This is a genomic window from Buttiauxella cochleicola (genome assembly GCF_021282405.1).
GTDB classification, from domain to species: Bacteria; Pseudomonadota; Gammaproteobacteria; order Enterobacterales; family Enterobacteriaceae; genus Buttiauxella; species Buttiauxella massiliensis.
Window position 1 is genome coordinate 1 of record NZ_JAJSOU010000015.1, and the last position, 17,399, is coordinate 17,399.

15 protein-coding genes are annotated in these 17,399 nt (G+C 48.4%); 8 read left to right on the forward strand and 7 right to left on the reverse strand.

The genetic code is table 11. The features are described from left to right. Window positions 1-241 precede the first annotated feature (241 nt). Both mobB and mobA read right to left on the reverse strand, forming a co-directional pair. Window positions 242-745: a molybdopterin-guanine dinucleotide biosynthesis protein MobB gene (gene mobB / locus LVQ79_RS18030; protein ID WP_232865974.1), complete on the reverse strand. Its 504-nt coding sequence runs from the start codon at window positions 743-745 to the stop codon at window positions 242-244. Then, a complete protein-coding gene (gene mobA, locus LVQ79_RS18035) occupies window positions 746-1,327 on the reverse strand; it encodes a molybdenum cofactor guanylyltransferase MobA (protein WP_370639865.1) in 582 nt (193 codons plus the stop codon). A gap of 72 nt (window positions 1,328-1,399) precedes the next feature. On the opposite strand from mobA, the gene LVQ79_RS18040 reads away from it, so the two are divergent. From LVQ79_RS18040 to dsbA, 3 genes are all read left to right on the forward strand, one after another. Further along, window positions 1,400-1,669 (forward strand): YihD family protein, encoded by a 270-nt coding sequence (locus tag LVQ79_RS18040; RefSeq protein WP_034461496.1) that lies wholly within the window; start codon window positions 1,400-1,402, stop codon window positions 1,667-1,669. 76 nt (window positions 1,670-1,745) lie between these two features. After that, complete coding sequence (locus LVQ79_RS18045; protein ID WP_232865975.1) at window positions 1,746-2,732, forward strand: serine/threonine protein kinase; 987 nt, start codon at window positions 1,746-1,748, stop codon at window positions 2,730-2,732. 28 nt (window positions 2,733-2,760) lie between these two features. Beyond that, on the forward strand, window positions 2,761-3,384 hold the full coding sequence (dsbA, locus tag LVQ79_RS18050) for a thiol:disulfide interchange protein DsbA (protein ID WP_034461503.1): 624 nt from the start codon (window positions 2,761-2,763) through the stop codon (window positions 3,382-3,384). A 31-nt stretch (window positions 3,385-3,415) separates the two neighbouring features. On the opposite strand, the gene yihG is transcribed toward dsbA, so the two are convergent. Then, a complete protein-coding gene (gene yihG / locus LVQ79_RS18055; protein ID WP_232865976.1) occupies window positions 3,416-4,303 on the reverse strand; it encodes a 1-acylglycerol-3-phosphate O-acyltransferase, YihG family in 888 nt (295 codons plus the stop codon). A gap of 445 nt (window positions 4,304-4,748) precedes the next feature. On the opposite strand from yihG, the gene polA reads away from it, so the two are divergent. Further along, window positions 4,749-7,541, forward strand: coding sequence for a DNA polymerase I (polA, locus tag LVQ79_RS18060; RefSeq protein ID WP_232865977.1), 2,793 nt, complete (start codon window positions 4,749-4,751; stop codon window positions 7,539-7,541). A 153-nt stretch (window positions 7,542-7,694) separates the two neighbouring features. Further along, on the forward strand, window positions 7,695-7,742 hold the full coding sequence (spfP, locus tag LVQ79_RS22680; RefSeq protein ID WP_071892919.1) for a small protein SpfP: 48 nt from the start codon (window positions 7,695-7,697) through the stop codon (window positions 7,740-7,742). 96 nt (window positions 7,743-7,838) lie between these two features. Here spfP and yihA read toward each other — a convergent pair whose 3' ends face one another. Then, window positions 7,839-8,495, reverse strand: a complete 657-nt coding sequence (gene yihA, locus LVQ79_RS18065; RefSeq protein WP_193216279.1) for a ribosome biogenesis GTP-binding protein YihA/YsxC — start codon at window positions 8,493-8,495, stop codon at window positions 7,839-7,841. A 585-nt stretch (window positions 8,496-9,080) separates the two neighbouring features. Between yihA and yihI the strand changes: the two genes are divergently transcribed. Both yihI and hemN read left to right on the forward strand, forming a co-directional pair. Further along, window positions 9,081-9,602, forward strand: coding sequence for a Der GTPase-activating protein YihI (gene yihI, locus LVQ79_RS18070; RefSeq protein WP_232865978.1), 522 nt, complete (start codon window positions 9,081-9,083; stop codon window positions 9,600-9,602). A gap of 149 nt (window positions 9,603-9,751) precedes the next feature. After that, the gene (gene hemN, locus LVQ79_RS18075) at window positions 9,752-11,125 is read left to right on the forward strand and encodes an oxygen-independent coproporphyrinogen III oxidase (protein WP_232865979.1); all 1,374 of its coding nucleotides are present in this window, start codon (window positions 9,752-9,754) and stop codon (window positions 11,123-11,125) included. A gap of 31 nt (window positions 11,126-11,156) precedes the next feature. Here the strand turns inward: hemN and glnG are convergent, their stop codons facing one another. The 3 genes from glnG to glnA all read right to left on the reverse strand — a co-directional run bounded on the left by glnG (window position 11,157) and on the right by glnA (window position 15,167). Beyond that, entirely contained in the window at window positions 11,157-12,566 is a 1,410-nt protein-coding gene (gene glnG / locus LVQ79_RS18080; protein ID WP_034461490.1) for a nitrogen regulation protein NR(I), read from the reverse strand. 8 nt (window positions 12,567-12,574) lie between these two features. Further along, entirely contained in the window at window positions 12,575-13,624 is a 1,050-nt protein-coding gene (gene glnL / locus LVQ79_RS18085) for a nitrogen regulation protein NR(II) (protein ID WP_232865980.1), read from the reverse strand. Window positions 13,625-13,757: 133 nt separating this feature from the next. Next, window positions 13,758-15,167 carry a glutamate--ammonia ligase gene (gene glnA / locus LVQ79_RS18090; protein ID WP_151995412.1) on the reverse strand — a complete coding sequence of 470 codons (1,410 nt, stop codon included), beginning with the start codon at window positions 15,165-15,167 and terminating at the stop codon, window positions 13,758-13,760. 343 nt (window positions 15,168-15,510) lie between these two features. Here glnA and typA point away from each other — a divergent pair, with 343 nt between their 5' ends. Continuing rightward, the gene (typA, locus tag LVQ79_RS18095; RefSeq protein WP_064514962.1) at window positions 15,511-17,337 is read left to right on the forward strand and encodes a ribosome-dependent GTPase TypA; all 1,827 of its coding nucleotides are present in this window, start codon (window positions 15,511-15,513) and stop codon (window positions 17,335-17,337) included. Window positions 17,338-17,399 lie beyond the last annotated feature (62 nt).

Below are 17,399 nucleotides of genomic sequence, written 5' to 3' on the forward strand. Positions count from 1 at the left end.
GAGAGTAGGGAACTGCCAGGCTCCAAATAAACAAACAAGCCTCATGCGAAAGCATGGGGCTTTTTTGTGCTTGCTAAGTGGACAACATTGTCGGGAGCAATGTTGCACGTCGCTTGCGACGGCCCCGGAGGGGTGAGTATCAGGATGATACGAATACAAGCCCTGTACTGATGTGCAGGGCTTTTTGCTGTTTGCGATTTATGAAATCCTTGCCTCCTTTTCTCAGTTTTTTCTTAAATTTCTATTTTTTCAACCAGTTACTAATGAAATCAGCGACTTGTTCAGGGTGATTAATGTCCAGGATAGGGAGTGATATGTTCAGATTTACATCACTGGCGATGGCAATGACATGGCTATCGATCACTAAATCGCCAGCATTCAGAGAAGTGCCCTCTCTATAGAGCAGTATCTTGGGTACTGATTCGTACTTAAAACCCTCGACCAATATCAAATCCAGTGATGACTCATCCATTCGGCTGGCGAGGTAGTAAAGATCTAACTCATTTTCGTCCGGTGTTTCATTCATGAGAGCCCAGCGTTTTTGGCTGGCGACGATGGTTTGTGCCGCTCCAGCTTTGCGTAGCTCGTAGCTATCTTTCCCCGGTTTATCTACATCCATATCGTGATGCGTATGCTTAATAAGCCCAGGACGAATGCCTCGTTCGTTCAGTAAAGGAATCACCCGCTTCAACAGCGTCGTTTTCCCCGTCCCACTACAAGCTGCAAATGCTAACAATGGCAGCATCTATTGTTTCTCCCATTGCATAAGATCTTCAGGTGTATTTACGTTGATGAAGTTTTGCATCTGATTCGCAAACAGCACAGGTTTCCCGCCCACTTCACGCAGAAAAATCATCACTCTGCGCTCGCCAGCAGCCAAATATTGCTCAAGATCTTTGACTAACTTGCGGTGTATAAGTGCAATGGTTGGATGATCTCGCTCGCCATCATTCACCCATACCGCTTTGGATTCACCTTTTTGCATCCACAGTTTATATGCCAGATCGTCCGGGATATTAGGCGTATCGCAAGGGCAGAACAGAAACCATTCATCACTCTGATGCTGTATTGCAGACAAGATTCCTGCCAGTGGACCTGGATAATCAGGTAGCGTATCACTCAGGACATTAACCCCAACAGACTGATATATTTCAATATTCCTGTTAGCACTGATCACCACATTACCCACCTGAGGCACTAGCTTACTCATGACGTGTTCAAACAGTGGTTGGCCATTAAGGTTTATGAGCCCCTTATCCTGACCGCCCATCCTTGTTGCTCTTCCACCGGCCAACACCACACCAGTAACTTCTGTTAAACATCTCACCTATATCGCCTCTTTTAATGTGGGTTTGAGCCTGCTAACGTGTGACATCTCTCATGTGAATGGAGCAAAATCATGAAATGTAAACGTCTTAACGAACTGCTCGAGCTACTTCAGCCCGCATGGCAGAAAGAGCCGGATCTCAACTTGATTCAATTTTTGCAGAAACTCAGCAAAGAGTCAGGTTATACCGGTGAATTAACCGATCTCACTGATGATGTGCTTATCTATCATCTGAAAATGCGCGATTCTTCGAAAGATGCTGTTATTCCTGGCATTCAGAAAGACTACGAAGAAGATTTTAAGACAGCATTGCTGCGTGCTCGCGGCGTAATTAAAGAGTAAAAGCTTGTAAGCCAGCCCACCTAAATGGCTGCGAAATGTTATCCTCAACTATTCGCATTTACAGTTGGTTGGCTGGATGACAGACAGCGCTTTCAATTTTCAAACACTACATCCGGATACCATCATGGATGCCCTTTTCGAACAGGGTATACGGGTGGATTCCGGCTTGACGCCATTAAACAGTTTTGAGAACCGCGTCTACCAGTTTCAGGACGAGGATCGTAAACGTTATGTGGTGAAGTTTTATCGCCCCCATCGCTGGTCCCCAGAACAAATAGAAGAAGAACATCAGTTTTCCCTTGAGCTGCAAGCAGACGATGTTCCAGTCGCGGCGCCATTGCATTTCAACGGCCAAACATTGCTACGCCACCAAGGTTTTATGTACGCAGTGTTTCCTAGTTTAGGTGGACGACAATACGAAACAGATAACCTTGATCAGATGGAGTGGGTGGGTCGTTACCTTGGTCGTATTCATCAAACCGGGCGTAGTAAGCAATTTTCCGCTCGTCCTGATATTGGCTTAAATGAGTATTTGTTTGAGCCACGTGAACTGTTTGAGCATACAAATCTGATTCCGGCAGCTCTCAAGAAAAACTTTCTCAAAGCAACTGATGCGCTAATCGCGGAAGTGAAACTCCACTGGCATGAAGATTTTCAGGCACTACGATTACATGGCGACTGCCATCCGGGGAATATTCTCTGGCGCGATGGCCCATTGTTTGTCGATCTGGACGATGCACGTAATGGCCCGGCAATTCAGGATATCTGGATGCTTCTGAATGGTGACAAAGTCGAGCAGAGAATGCAGCTGGAAATGATTGTCGAAGCATATGAAGAGTTTACCCCCTTTGAATCAGACGAAATTGCACTCATAGAACCTTTACGAGCAATGCGTATGGTTTATTATCTCGCGTGGATAATTCGACGCTGGGATGACCCTGCCTTCCCCAGAAATTTTCCGTGGCTTACCGACGAAGATTACTGGAGAACACAAACTGCGACTTTTACAGAGCAGGTTCGGGTTCTACGTGAACCACCACTAACATTAACGCCAATGTATTAATCAGTATTTATTCAGGAGAGATTTGATGATGAAAAAGATTTGGCTGGCGCTGGCGGGGATGGTCCTGGCATTTAGCGTGTCTGCAGCGCAGTTCACTGACGGCAAAGAGTTCGTGACTCTGGAAAAACCTGTTGCTGGTGAGCCACAGGTTTTGGAGTTCTTCTCTTTCTACTGCCCGCACTGCTACCAGTTTGAAGAAGTGCTTCATGTTTCTGATACCGTGAAGAAAAAACTGCCAGAAGGCACCAAAATGACCAAATACCATGTTGAGTTCCTGGGCCCATTGGGCAAGGATCTGACTCAGGCATGGGCTGTTGCATTGGCACTGGGCGTGGAAGATAAAATCACCGCTCCAATGTTTGAAGCTGTTCAGAAAACTCAAACAGTTCAGAATGTTGCTGATATTCGTAATGTCTTCATTAATGCAGGTGTGAAAGCAGAAGAGTACGATGCGGCATGGAACAGTTTTGTAGTGAAATCGTTGGTTGCTCAACAAGAGAAAGCTGCGGCCGATCTGCAATTGCAGGGTGTCCCGGCTATTTTCGTGAATGGTAAATACCAACTGAATCCACAAGGAATGGACACCAGCAATATGGACGTATTCGTCCAGCAGTATGCTGATGTGGCCAAGTTCCTGGTCGAGAAAAAGTAATTAAAAAAGCCGGTCACTGACCGGCTTTCTTCTATTGTTTGATACTCGTAAGTAAAGCGTCTTTCTCATGCCACACCGCATTCAGCCATTGCTGGAAGCGTCGTTTAAATCCTTTGTCACTAACATAGTCTCCATGCAGATCCTCTGCAATCGGCACAAGCGAAACTCTCACTACGATCCGGGTCATTTTGCCGGTTAACATATCGTAGAATGGGCTTAGCGAATTTTCAGGGTAGCAGAGCGTTACATTGAGCAGCTTATCGAACTGTTTCCCTAATACATTGAGCGCCATTGCGATGCCAGCGGCTTTAGGCGGAAGCAGGTTTTGAAAGGCTGATCGTGTCTGTAAACGCTTCTCTTGAGTAAATCTTGAGCCTTCGACAAAGTTCACAATCGTCGTTGGATGAGAGCGGAATTTTTCGCAAGAGCGCCGGGTTGTTTCCACGTCTTTACCGCGCCGTTCTGGGTGGCGAAGCAAATAGCCGCGCGAATAACGTTTCATAAAAGGCATATCCAAAGCCCAACATGCCAGACCCATGAATGGTACCCAGGCGAGTTGCTGCTTTAAAAAGTATTTATTCATCGGGATATGTTTACGAAATAGCACGCACAAAATGACGATATCTGCCCAGCTTCGGTGATTACAAATCAGTAAGTACCAGTTTTTTTTACTGAGATCGTCCAGCCCTTCCACATCCCATTTCAAATGCGGATTCAGCTTGAGTAGGAAAGCTAAACTTTCACACCAGCAGTACATCATAAAATCAGCAAATACCGAGATTGATCGCCAGATGACGGGAACAGGTAATAGCAGCTTAATGATGCCAGCGACAATAATGGGTACCGAGCAGGCTATAGTAACCAGAATGGTAAGAGCGACACTCAGAATCAACGTTATCGCGGCGAATAATCTCGACATAAGTAAATTTTTCAGATGGTTAGAGAGTGTCAGATGGTGGGAGAAGAATAATAGGTGGTGAATTTTATCAGAAAATAATCTTGAGTGAGGAAACAAATAAAGTGGATTAAGAAACGCGGTACTGTGGGTTTTTAATATTATCGGTCTATAACATAATTAATTTTTATATCCACATTTATCGATCACGCAATAAATGTCACCTGAGAGAATGATTAAAACTCAACGCAATGATAAATATAGATATTTATTGAGCGTGGGATTTCCATTGAGATACGCAATCAATTGCTTAAAGAATTATGCACAAACTTATCCACAATATTGATCTTGAGGGCGATCTCGAAGATCAACAAAACTTTTCACCTTATCTTCCTCAAAAGTTCATGTTTTCAGCCATGCTATGGCATCCTTTAGCCATAAACTAAAACCAGTCACGGAACGGAACATTATGGTTCAGATCGCGCAAAACCCACTTATCCTCGTTGATGGCTCATCTTATCTCTATCGTGCCTATCACGCCTTTCCACCGCTGACCAATAGCAAAGGTGAACCGACCGGGGCAATGTACGGTGTGCTGAATATGCTGCGCAGTCTCTTGTTGCAGTATCAACCGACCCACGCAGCAGTGGTTTTTGATGCTAAAGGCAAAACCTTCCGTGACGAGCTGTTTGAGCATTACAAATCTCACCGCCCACCAATGCCGGACGATCTACGAGCTCAAATTGAGCCACTCCATGCAATGGTTAAAGCTATGGGCTTGCCGCTGCTGGCTGTTTCAGGCGTGGAAGCCGATGACGTGATTGGTACTCTGGCACTTGAGGCGGAACGCGTTGGTCGTCCGGTGCTGATTAGTACCGGCGATAAAGATATGGCACAACTGGTTACGCCGGGCGTCACGCTTATCAATACCATGACGAATACCATTCTTGGACCGGATGAAGTCCGTACCAAATATGGCGTACCTCCAGAGCTAATTATCGACTTCCTGGCATTGATGGGCGACTCCTCAGACAACATCCCTGGCGTGCCAGGAGTTGGTGAGAAAACCGCACAGGCACTGCTGCAAGGTTTAGGTGGTCTGGATACGCTATATGCCAACCCAGAAAAAATCGCAGAATTGACGTTCCGTGGTGCAAAAACCATGGCGGCGAAGCTTGAGCAAAGCAAAGACCTTGCTTACCTCTCCTATCAACTAGCCACCATCAAAACAGATGTGGAGCTTGAGTTAGGCTGTGAACAGTTAGAAGTGCAGCAACCGGCAGATGAAGAGCTTCTCGACTTGTTCAAACGATATGAATTTAAACGTTGGATTACTGACGTTGAAGCAGGCAAGTGGATGCAAGCTAAGGGTGCAAAACCAGCGGCACAATCCACGAAATCGATAGAGATTGAAGCCGAAGTTGAACCGGAAGAGCCAGCTAACGCACTCTCATATGAAAACTATGTCACCATTCTCGAAGAAAGCGTGCTTGAAGAGTGGATTACCCGCCTGAAGAAAGCGCCGGTTATTGCCTTTGATACGGAAACCGACAGTTTAGATAACGTCAGTGCGAACCTGGTGGGCCTCTCATTTGCTACTGAACCCGGAGTTGCCTGCTACATCCCCGTTGCGCATGACTATATTGGTGCTCCGGTGCAGATCCCACGTGAGCGTGCCCTTGAACTGCTGAAGCCATTGCTTGAGGACGAAAGCGTTCTTAAAGTTGGACAGAACCTCAAGTATGACCGTGGCATCATGCAAAACTATGATATCGAACTACGTGGCATTGCCTTCGATACCATGCTCGAGTCCTACATTCTTGATAGCGTCGCGGGCCGCCATGATATGGACAGCTTGTCTTCTCGCTGGTTGAAGCACACCACGATCACTTTTGAAGAGATTGCCGGCAAGGGTAAAAAGCAGCTGACCTTTAACCAAATAGATCTGGAACAGGCCGGGCGTTACGCCGCAGAAGATGCGGATGTTACGTTGCAGTTGCACCTGAAGATGTGGCCGCAACTCGAAAAGCGCGAGGGGCCACTCAGCGTCTTTAAAAATATTGAAATGCCACTAGTGCCTGTGCTGTCGCGTATTGAACGCAATGGCGTGAAAATCGATCCATCCGTGCTGCATACGCATTCTGAGCAACTCACCAAACGCCTGGCGGAGCTGGAAATCACCGCTCATGAAATCGCGGGCGAAGCCTTTAACCTTTCTTCTCCAAAGCAGCTGCAAACTATTCTGTTTGAAAAGCAGGGGATTAAGCCGCTGAAGAAAACGCCTGGTGGTGCACCGTCGACTTCTGAAGAAGTGCTGGAAGAGCTGGCTCTGGATTACCCACTGCCTAAAGTTATTCTTGAGCATCGTGGCCTGGCAAAACTGAAATCGACTTACACCGATAAGCTGCCACTGATGATTAACCCGAAAACCGGGCGCGTGCATACCTCTTATCATCAGGCTGTCGCGGCGACCGGTCGTCTTTCTTCTACAGAGCCGAACCTGCAAAACATTCCGGTGCGTAATGAAGAAGGTCGCCGTATTCGCCAGGCCTTTATTGCGCCAAAAGATTATCTGATTGTCTCCGCCGACTACTCGCAAATCGAACTGCGCATTATGGCGCATCTTTCCCGCGATAAAGGGCTGCTTACTGCATTTGCGGAAGGTAAAGATATTCACCGTGCGACAGCGGCAGAAGTATTTGGGCTGCCGTTAGATAGCGTTTCAGGCGAACAGCGCCGCAGCGCCAAGGCCATAAACTTTGGCCTGATTTATGGTATGAGTGCGTTTGGTTTGTCACGTCAGCTCAACATCCCACGTAAAGAGTCGCAGAAGTATATGGATCTCTATTTCGAACGCTACCCGGGCGTGCTGGAATATATGGAACGTACCCGGACGCAGGCGAAGGATAAAGGCTATGTCGAAACGCTGGATGGCCGCCGCTTGTATTTACCGGACATCAATTCCAGCAATGCTGCTCGTCGTGCCGGTGCAGAACGCGCGGCAATCAACGCCCCAATGCAGGGGACCGCTGCAGACATTATCAAACGCGCCATGATTGCCGTTGATGCCTGGCTGGAAACAGAAAAGCCACGTGTAAAAATGATCATGCAGGTACACGATGAACTGGTGTTTGAAGTTCATCAGGACGATCTGGAAGCGGTATCGAAGAAAATCCACGAACTGATGGAAGGCAGTATGACGCTAGATGTGCCATTGCTGGTGGAAGTCGGAAGTGGTGTAAATTGGGATGAAGCTCACTAAATAAAGCGATTTATGTAACTAAGCAACATAACTCATAGCTTTTTGTGATGACGCTTCAATATCGGAGTGTAAAGGGTGAAAAAAAACTACAAAAAATGCTTTTTCAACCGAATAAAAAGGAGTAGAGTTATTTGCGTAGGGTACAGAGGTAAGATGTTCTATCTTTCAGACCTTTTACTTCACGTAATCGGATTTGGCTGAATATTTTAGCCGCCCCAGTCAGTAATGACTGGGGCGTTTTTTATTGCACGCAAGTCAGGAAAATAAGGAAAAGCACGGGCGAACCCATGCTTCTTTTTATTCGCCAGCTGTTTCGTCGTCTTCTTCTACATCATCTTCTTCGGTTGCTGGTGGGATATCGTTATACCAACCATCAAGCTTATGACGCAGTACATCGACACCGATCTTTTTCAGTGACGAAAACGCTTCTACCTGAATATCACCGCCAAAATCTACCACCGCTTCGCGAACCATCTTTAACTGTGCTTTACGAGCACCAGATGCCAGCTTGTCAGCCTTGGTTAACAGCAGCATCACTGGAATGTTGCTCGCAACAGCCCAATTAATCATTTGTTGATCAAGGTCTTTCAGTGGATGACGAATATCCATCAGGATGACTAATCCCTTCAGGCTATTACGTTTTTGCAGATACTCGCCAAGCGCGCGCTGCCATTTCAGTTTTACTTCTTCTGGTACTTCGGCGTAGCCATAGCCCGGTAAATCCACCACACGTAAGCCTTCAGCCACTTCAAACAGGTTGATGAGCTGCGTACGACCAGGCGTTTTACTGGTACGCGCCAGGGCTTTCTGGTTGGTCAGCGTATTTAATGCGCTGGATTTCCCTGCGTTAGAGCGGCCTGCGAAAGCAACCTCAATACCGGTATCAGAAGGTAAATGGCGAATGTCCGGTGCGCTAAGCACGAAGTGGGTCAGCTGGTAATTCCAGTTTTTCAAAACGGTTGTCTCCCTCAGGATGAGCATTGTTGGGGATTATACCTGAACATGGGGAAAACGCCGTGTTTCTCGGCAAGGCTTACAGGATTACAGAAATCCGCCCGAGGTTTGTAAGACATTGACCATTCATATTGACAGACAACGCAGTGTTGTTAGATGCAGGTATAATTAAAAGAACATATATAACAATGTATTAGGTGTTTTTCGATGGATTACATTAATGACTTAACCCAAATAGTCGTCTTGTAGAATCAAAGGCTAAGAGTAAAGTAAGCGGCACAGGCAAAGGATAGCCACAAAGGATAGCAACTCAGGATGAGGGTTCAGGTCGTCAGGATGGCGAAGAACCAAGGAAATGCCAGGAGGCAACGTCTGGAGACGTTTAAAAAGGACAAGGATTTACACGGAAGTTGTTTGCAAGGGAAAGACAGGGCGTCGAGTGCAAACAGGGATTGTGTGACCTTATATAGGTCCAGAGACAAGAAAAAGGCGACAGGTTAACCTGCCGCCTTTTTTCTTTGCTTGCTTTCTGCTAGATTCCGCCGCAATTCTATACTGAATAAAAATGGCTCAAGATAATTTATTATGAAGCAACAAAACTCAGCAGCACCTGGCTCTAAACCTTCAAAAGCACGTCGCAAAACACGTGAAGAGATCGATCGTGAAGCACGTGACCGTAAGCGTGAGAAAAAACGCAGCGGACATGCAGCGGGTAGCCGTTCAACCGGCGGCACCCAGGAAAAAAGTGGAAGTGGCAGCACACAGGCTAAAGATCCGCGCATTGGCAGTAAAAAACCAATCGCCCTGGGTGTAACTGAAGTCCAGGTCAAAAAACCTAAACAGCACAAACCTAAAGTCGAGAAACCTATGCTAACACCACAGGCTGAACTGGATTTGCTGGAGAACGATGAGCGCCTGGATGCGCTGTTAGAGCGTCTTGAAGAAGGTGAAACACTCAACGCAGAAGAGCAGGCTTGGGTTAACGCTAAGCTTGATCGCATTGATGCGCTGATGGCAGAACTCGGCATCGCCTATGAAGATGACGAAGATGAAGAAGAAAAAGAGAAAGGCGATGATTTGATGCGTCTTCTCAAAGGCACTGACTAACAGTCTACCTCAATGGGATTACCTGTTCTTATCGTGGTTATTCCGCTGGTGTGTTATCTGCTGTGGTTATTCGTTAAACTACGGCGGTTGTCGCGATTGCAAAAATCGTTGCGCCGTCAACGAATGCGGCATCACCGGAGGAAGTGAGTATGTCTGAGCAGTTAATCGATTGGGATCTGGCCCTGATCCAGAAATATAATTATTCAGGGCCGCGTTATACCTCTTATCCTACCGCGCTGGAGTTCTCAGAAGGCTTCGGTGAGGCGGCATTTCTTGAAGCGGTTGTTCGTTATCCCGAGCGCCCGCTGTCGTTGTATATCCATATCCCGTTCTGCCACAAGCTTTGCTACTTCTGTGGCTGCAATAAAATCGTCACTCGTCAGACGCATAAGGCCGATCAGTATCTTGATGCGCTTGAACAAGAGATAGCCCACCGTGCGCCGCTCTTTAAAGGCCGTCACGTCAGTCAGTTGCATTGGGGCGGTGGTACTCCAACTTACCTCAGTAAAGCGCAGATAAGCCGTCTGATGGGGCTTCTACGGGGTCATTTCCATTTCGATGAAGATGCCGAGCTTTCCATTGAAATCGATCCGCGTGAAATTGAACTCGATGTGCTCGACCATTTGCGTCAGGAAGGGTTTACCCGTCTGAGTATGGGCGTGCAAGACTTCAACAAAGAAGTGCAGCGCCTGGTTAACCGTGAGCAGGATGAAGAGTTTATCTTCGCGCTGATTCAGCGTGCCCGTGAACTCGGTTTCACATCGACGAATATCGACCTCATTTACGGCCTGCCAAAACAGACGCCAGAAAGCTTTGCCTTCACGCTCAAGCGTGTTGCAGAACTTAGTCCGCACCGTTTAAGTGTCTTTAACTACGCGCACTTACCGACACTGTTTGCGGCGCAGCGCAAAATTAAAGACGAAGACTTACCGAGTGCCCAGCAAAAACTCGACATTCTGCAAGAAACCATCAGCTCGCTGACCCATGCTGGATACCAGTTTATTGGTATGGACCACTTTGCGCGGCCAGATGATGAACTGGCGATTGCGCAGCGTGAAGGCAAGCTGCACCGTAATTTCCAGGGCTACACCACTCAGGGCGATACAGACTTATTGGGGATGGGTGTTTCTGCCATCAGCATGATTGGCGACTGTTATGCGCAGAACCAGAAAGAGCTGAAGAGTTATTACCAGCAGGTTGATAATCAAGGCGATGCGCTGTGGCGGGGTCTGGCATTAACCCGCGATGACTGCATTCGACGCGATGTTATCAAAGCGCTGATCTGCAATTTCCAGCTTAAATTTGCGGAAATCGAGCAGCTTTGGGATCTGAACTTTGCAGAGTATTTTGCGGAAGATTTGAAGCTACTCGAACCGTTGGCGAAAGATGGGCTGGTGGATATCGACGGCAAACATATTCAGGTGACAGCAAAAGGCCGCCTGCTAATCCGTAATATCTGCATGTGTTTTGATAGTTACTTGCGTCAGAAGGCACGACTGCAACAATTTTCCCGTGTCATATAAAACTAAAGGCGGCTTGAAAGCCGCCTTTTTGTTACTCCATTCCCAACTCTTTCAATTTACGCGTCAGAGTATTTCGCCCCCAGCCAAGTAAACGAGCCGCTTCCTGCTTGTGACCTTGCGTATGACGCAGTGCCGTCGTTAGCAATGTGCGCTCCATTTCTGGCTGCGCTTCAGAAAGCAGGTTTTGATGACCGGAACGTAATGCGCGGTCAGCCCATTGCGCCAGTAATGTTGCCCAACTGTCTGACTGAGAATGCGCCGGGCTATCGGGAATGGTTGTCTCGAATAGCTCGGCAGGCAAATCCTGAATCAACACTTCCTGGCCCGCAGCCATCACGGTTAACCAACGACAGGTGTTTTCCAGTTGGCGCACGTTTCCAGGCCAGGCAAGGCGAGTTAAAGCATTTTCCGTTTCTGGATGAAGCAGTTTGGCTTCCACACCCAATTCTTTGGCCGCATCTTGCAAGAAGTGGCGAGCCAGACGCGGAATATCTTCGCGGCGCTCACGCAGCGGGGGCAAATGAACACGAATCACGTTCAGGCGATGGAATAAATCCTCACGGAATTTCCCTTCCTGCACGCGCAACTCAAGGTTCTGGTGCGTCGCGGCAATAATTCGCACATCAACTTTCACCGGCGCATAACCGCCAACGCGGTAAAACTGCCCATCGGCTAACACACGCAATAATCGAGTTTGCACATCCAGCGGCATATCACCGATTTCATCGAGGAACAGAGTGCCGCCGTCTGCCTGCTCAAAACGGCCCTGGCGAATTTGATTAGCGCCGGTAAACGCGCCTTTCTCATGGCCAAACAGCTCAGACTCAATCAAATCCTTCGGGATTGCAGCCATGTTTAGCGCAATAAAAGGGGATTTCACACGCGGGCTGTGGCGGTGTAGTGCGTGTGCGACCAGCTCTTTACCGGTACCAGACTCGCCGTTAATCAACACACTTATTGATGAACGGGAGAGGCGGCCAATAATGCGAAACACATCCTGCATGGCAGGCGCTTCACCGATAATATCGGTGGTTGGCCCATTAACTTGCACATTGCGCGGCTGCTGCTGTTCTTGATAGTGGCTGATGGCGCGCTCAACGAGTGCGACCGCTTCATCAATATCAAAAGGTTTAGGCAGGTAATCGAAAGCGCCTTGCTGATAAGCACTCACCGCAGCTTCAAGATCTGAATGAGCCGTCATTATGATGACCGGCAACATCGGGTGGCGTTGTTTTATCTGCTTGAGCAGCGCCAGACCGTCCATGCCAGGCATGCGAATATCAGATAACAATACGTCCGGGGTCTTGGTTGCAAGAGCGTTCAGAACTTCATTGCCGCTCTCAAATGTGGTGCAGCTTAAACCCGCCCCAGTCAGTGCGCGTTCCAGCACCCAACGGATGGAGCTATCGTCATCAACGATCCAAACTATCCCTCGTTGCATAAAGACCTCTACTTACGAATAGGCAGGTAAACCGAAAACTCGGTATGGCCTGGCCAACTGTTAAATTCGATTTTTCCCGAATGCTGATCGATCAAGTTGCGTGCAATAGAAAGACCTAATCCTGTCCCTCCCTCACGTCCGCTCACCATTGGGTAGAATAGTGTGTCCTGCAGATGGGCCGGAATACCCGGACCGTTGTCTTCAATATCAATACGCGCAGCCAGGCGATAGCGAGTGCCGTGCAGAGTAAGCTGAAAAGCGGTACGCGTACGTAACACTATTTCGCCACCATCACTGCCCAGCGCCTGAAGCGCGTTACGCACAATATTCAGTAAAATCTGTTCAATTTGATCCGGGTCGTGCGCCAGTTCAGGCAAGCTTGGGTCGTAATCTCTTATCAGAGTGACATTCGCTGGCAACTCCATCGACACCAGTTTCATCACCCGTTCGGTGACTTTATGAATACTTTCTGTGACGTGCATGCCTGGTTGCTGCGGGCCTAACAGCCTGTCGACCAGATTACGTAAGCGGTCGGCTTGCTCAATAATCACTTTGGTGTATTCAGTGAGCGAAGGGTCCGGTAAGGCTTTAGCCAGAAGCTGCGCTGCACCGCGTAACCCGCCGAGAGGGTTTTTAATCTCATGAGCCAGCCCACGGACTAAGTCACGAGCGGCAATTTGCTGCGCTTGCTGTAGCTGCTCCTGACTTAAACGACGTTGGTTATCCATCGGCGCCATTTCCATCAGGATGAAACCTTCTGGTAAACGTTGTGCAGTCAGGGAAAGAATATGAGAGCGGCTATCAATAACCAGTGTGACTTCGTTATCGGTAAAGCCCTGGCCTGAGGTCAGGCTTTCCTGCATTAAGCCAACATTTAGCGAAAAGTAACTCAACAGTTCTGGTAGCGGTGTGCCGTAAAGTTTGCGCGAACTCTGCGCCAAAAGTTGCTGTGCCGCCGGGTTGGCGTAATGGACCGCCAGCTCGTCATCGACCAGTAAAATACTGTTGATTAAAGAATTCAGGATCTGCCCAGCATCGGGCAGTGTGCCGGTTGCCATACAGCAGTCTCCGATAATTTGCACTGTGATGGTGCATTATAGTTTCCTGGCGGCAAAAAACGTTGCTGCAACAGGTTATTTGTGGATAAAAAAGCCCATCAACGATGGGCTAAAATTGGAGATGACTACTTATTTAAACGCTGTAGTACAGCTCAAACTCAACTGGGTGCGGAGTCATACGCACACGGTCGTTTTCTTCCATACGCAGCGCGATATAAGCATCGATAGCTTCATCAGTGAACACGCCGCCCGCAGTCAGGAACTCGCGGTCTTCGTTCAGGCAGCTCAGTGCTTCTTCCAGAGAGCCAGCAACTTGTGGGATCTCTTTCGCTTCTTCTGGCGGCAGGTCGTACAGGTTTTTGTCCATTGCTTCACCCGGATGGATTTTGTTCTTGATACCATCAAGACCAGCCATCAGCAGCGCTGCGAAGCACAGGTACGGGTTAGCCGCTGGGTCCGGGAAGCGTACTTCGATACGACGTGCTTTCGGAGACGCAACAACTGGGATACGGATTGAAGCAGAACGGTTAGCTGCAGAGTAAGCCAGCATTACTGGAGCTTCGTAACCCGGGACCAGACGCTTGTAGGAGTTAGTAGTTGGGTTAGCCAAGGCGTTGATGGCTTTAGCGTGTTTGATAACACCGCCGATGTAGTACAGCGCTTGCTCAGACAGGCCAGCATATTTGTCACCAGCGAACAGGTTTACGCCGTTCTTAGCCAGGGACATATGGCAGTGCATACCAGAACCGTTATCGCCAAACATTGGTTTTGGCATAAAGGTCGCTGTTTTGCCGTAAGCATGAGCAACGTTGTGAACCACATATTTGTAGATCTGAATTTCATCTGCTTTTTTAGTCATGGTGTTGAAGCGGGTAGCCACTTCGTTCTGACCAGCAGTTGCTACTTCGTGGTGGTGAGCTTCAACAACCAGGCCCATTTGCTCCATAGTCAGACACATTGCAGAACGCAGGTCTTGTGCGGAGTCAACTGGTGGAACTGGGAAGTAACCGCCTTTAACCGCAGGACGGTGGCCTTTGTTGCCGCCTTCGTATTTGGTGCCGCTGTTCCATGCGCCTTCGATATCATCGATAGCAACGTGAGAACCGGAAATAGAGCTACCGAAACGAACGTCGTCGAACAGGAAGAACTCTGGTTCTGGCCCGAACAGTACGGTATCGGCGATGCCAGTAGAACGCAGGTAATCTTCAGCGCGCTTGGAAATGGAGCGTGGGTCGCGGTCATAACCCTGCATGGTGCCTGGCTCAAGAATGTCGCAACGAATGATCAGCGTAGAATCAGCGAAGAACGGGTCAATGACAGCAGTAGACGCATCTGGCATTAGAACCATGTCTGACTCGTTGATGCCTTTCCAGCCACCAATTGAAGAGCCATCAAACATTTTGCCTTCTTCGAAGAAGTCAGCAGTAACCTGATGAGCAGGGATAGTGACGTGCTGTTCTTTACCTTTGGTGTCAGTGAAGCGCAGATCAACAAACTTCACTTCGTGTTCATTCAGCATCGTCAAAACGTGTTCAGCGGACATACTTAACTCTCCCGGATTTGGTCATTGAATTGGCTTGTTGCCCTGAAATGATTAAAGCGAAATCTGTGCCAACTTTTAAATTACCCCAAAAAGGCGCTATCATGCGCACTATAGTGCAAAAGGGCTGCACCACGATGGATAGTTTGCACCAATGTAGTGCTTCAGTCTGAGATTTGAGCACCATATTGGTGCAATTTTCGTTGTGGCTCCCTTTTTTGCTCCGTGAAAGCGATCACAAACCATTACTTTTTACATTGTTTGTAAAAGTTCTTTGTGATCCTGTTATGTCCTTCGATTAATACGTGTACAATAACGCGCTATTTCTAATGCCTGAGGCAAAGTTGTGATCGAAAATCTGCGTAATATCGCCATCATCGCGCACGTTGACCATGGTAAAACTACCCTGGTTGATAAGCTGCTGCAGCAATCTGGTACTTTCAGTAACGAACGTGCTGAAGCCACTGAACGCGTGATGGACTCCAACGATTTGGAGAAAGAGCGTGGGATTACCATCCTCGCTAAAAACACCGCTATCAAATGGAATGACTACCGTATCAACATCGTTGATACCCCTGGGCACGCCGACTTCGGTGGTGAAGTTGAACGTGTAATGTCCATGGTAGACTCCGTTCTGCTGGTCGTTGACGCAATGGATGGCCCAATGCCGCAGACGCGCTTCGTAACTAAAAAGGCATTTGCCCACGGTTTGAAGCCAATTGTTGTAATCAACAAAGTTGACCGTCCTGGCGCGCGTCCTGACTGGGTTGTTGATCAGGTATTTGACCTGTTCGTTAACCTTGATGCGACCGACGAGCAGCTCGATTTCCCAATCATCTATGCATCAGCATTGATGGGTATCGCGGGTAACGATCACAATGAGATGGCGGAAGACATGACCCCGCTGTACCAGGCGATTGTTGACCACGTTAAAGCACCATCCGTTGACTCTGATGGTCCGTTCCAGATGCAAATCTCCCAGCTTGATTACAACAACTACGTTGGCGTTATCGGCATCGGTCGCATCAAACGCGGTAAAGTGAAGCCTAACCAGCAAATCACTATCATCGACAGCGAAGGTAAAACTCGTAACGGTAAAGTCGGTAAAGTACTGACTCACCTCGGTCTGGAGCGTATTGAATCCACCGAAGCTGAAGCCGGCGACATCATCGCGATTACCGGTCTGGGCGAGCTGAACATCTCCGACACCCTTTGCGATACGCAAAATGTTGAAGCGCTGCCAGCACTGTCTGTTGATGAACCAACTGTTACTATGTTCTTCAACGTCAACACCTCTCCGTTCTGTGGCAAAGAAGGTAAATTCGTTACCTCTCGTCAGATCCTTGACCGCCTGAACAAAGAGCTGGTGCACAACGTTGCACTGCGTGTTGAAGAAACCGAAGACGCGGATGCATTCCGTGTATCCGGTCGTGGCGAACTGCACCTGTCTGTGTTGATCGAAAACATGCGTCGTGAAGGCTTCGAACTGGCTGTGTCCCGTCCGAAAGTAATCAACCGTATGATCGATGGTCGTATGCAAGAGCCGTTCGAAAACGTGACTCTGGATATCGAAGAACAGCACCAGGGTTCTGTAATGCAGGCAATGGGTGAGCGTAAGGGCGATGTCAAAGACATGATCCCTGACGGCAAAGGCCGTATCCGTCTGGATTACCTGATCCCAGCACGTGGCCTGATCGGCTTCCGTACTGAGTTCATGACCATGACTTCTGGTACTGGTCTGCTGTACTCCACATTCAGCCACTACGACGACGTGAAACCAGGCGAAATCGGCCAGCGCCAGAACGGCGTGCTGATCTCTAATGGCCAGGGTAAAGCAGTCGCGTTTGCTCTGTTCAGCCTGCAGGACCGCGGTAAGCTGTTCCTGGGTCACGGTGCAGAAGTTTACGAAGGCCAGATCATCGGTATTCACAGTCGTTCTAACGACCTGACTGTAAACTGCCTGACCGGTAAGAAACTGACCAACATGCGTGCGTCCGGTACTGACGAAGCAACAACTCTGGTTCCTGCATTGAAGATGTCTCTGGAGCAGGCTCTGGAATTCATCGATGATGACGAACTGGTAGAAGTTACTCCGACTTCCGTACGTATTCGTAAGCGTCACCTGACTGAAAACGACCGCAAACGTGCGGGTCGTGGTAGCAAAGAAGCGTAAGTTTCTTTGCTGCAAAGCATTGAAGCCCTGCCTGTTTAGGCGGGGCTTTTTTTTGCTTAATA

Coding starts and splice junctions, on each gene's coding strand:
- mobB (WP_232865974.1), bottom strand. CDS start 745: ATGCTGCCATTGTTAGCATTTGCAGCTTGTAGTGGGACGGGGAAAACG.
- LVQ79_RS18040 (WP_034461496.1), top strand. CDS start 1,400: ATGAAATGTAAACGTCTTAACGAACTGCTCGAGCTACTTCAGCCCGCA.
- LVQ79_RS18045 (WP_232865975.1), top strand. CDS start 1,746: ATGACAGACAGCGCTTTCAATTTTCAAACACTACATCCGGATACCATC.
- dsbA (WP_034461503.1), top strand. CDS start 2,761: ATGAAAAAGATTTGGCTGGCGCTGGCGGGGATGGTCCTGGCATTTAGC.
- yihG (WP_232865976.1), bottom strand. CDS start 4,303: ATGTCGAGATTATTCGCCGCGATAACGTTGATTCTGAGTGTCGCTCTT.
- polA (WP_232865977.1), top strand. CDS start 4,749: ATGGTTCAGATCGCGCAAAACCCACTTATCCTCGTTGATGGCTCATCT.
- yihI (WP_232865978.1), top strand. CDS start 9,081: ATGAAGCAACAAAACTCAGCAGCACCTGGCTCTAAACCTTCAAAAGCA.
- hemN (WP_232865979.1), top strand. CDS start 9,752: ATGTCTGAGCAGTTAATCGATTGGGATCTGGCCCTGATCCAGAAATAT.
- glnG (WP_034461490.1), bottom strand. CDS start 12,566: ATGCAACGAGGGATAGTTTGGATCGTTGATGACGATAGCTCCATCCGT.
- glnL (WP_232865980.1), bottom strand. CDS start 13,624: ATGGCAACCGGCACACTGCCCGATGCTGGGCAGATCCTGAATTCTTTA.
- glnA (WP_151995412.1), bottom strand. CDS start 15,167: ATGTCCGCTGAACACGTTTTGACGATGCTGAATGAACACGAAGTGAAG.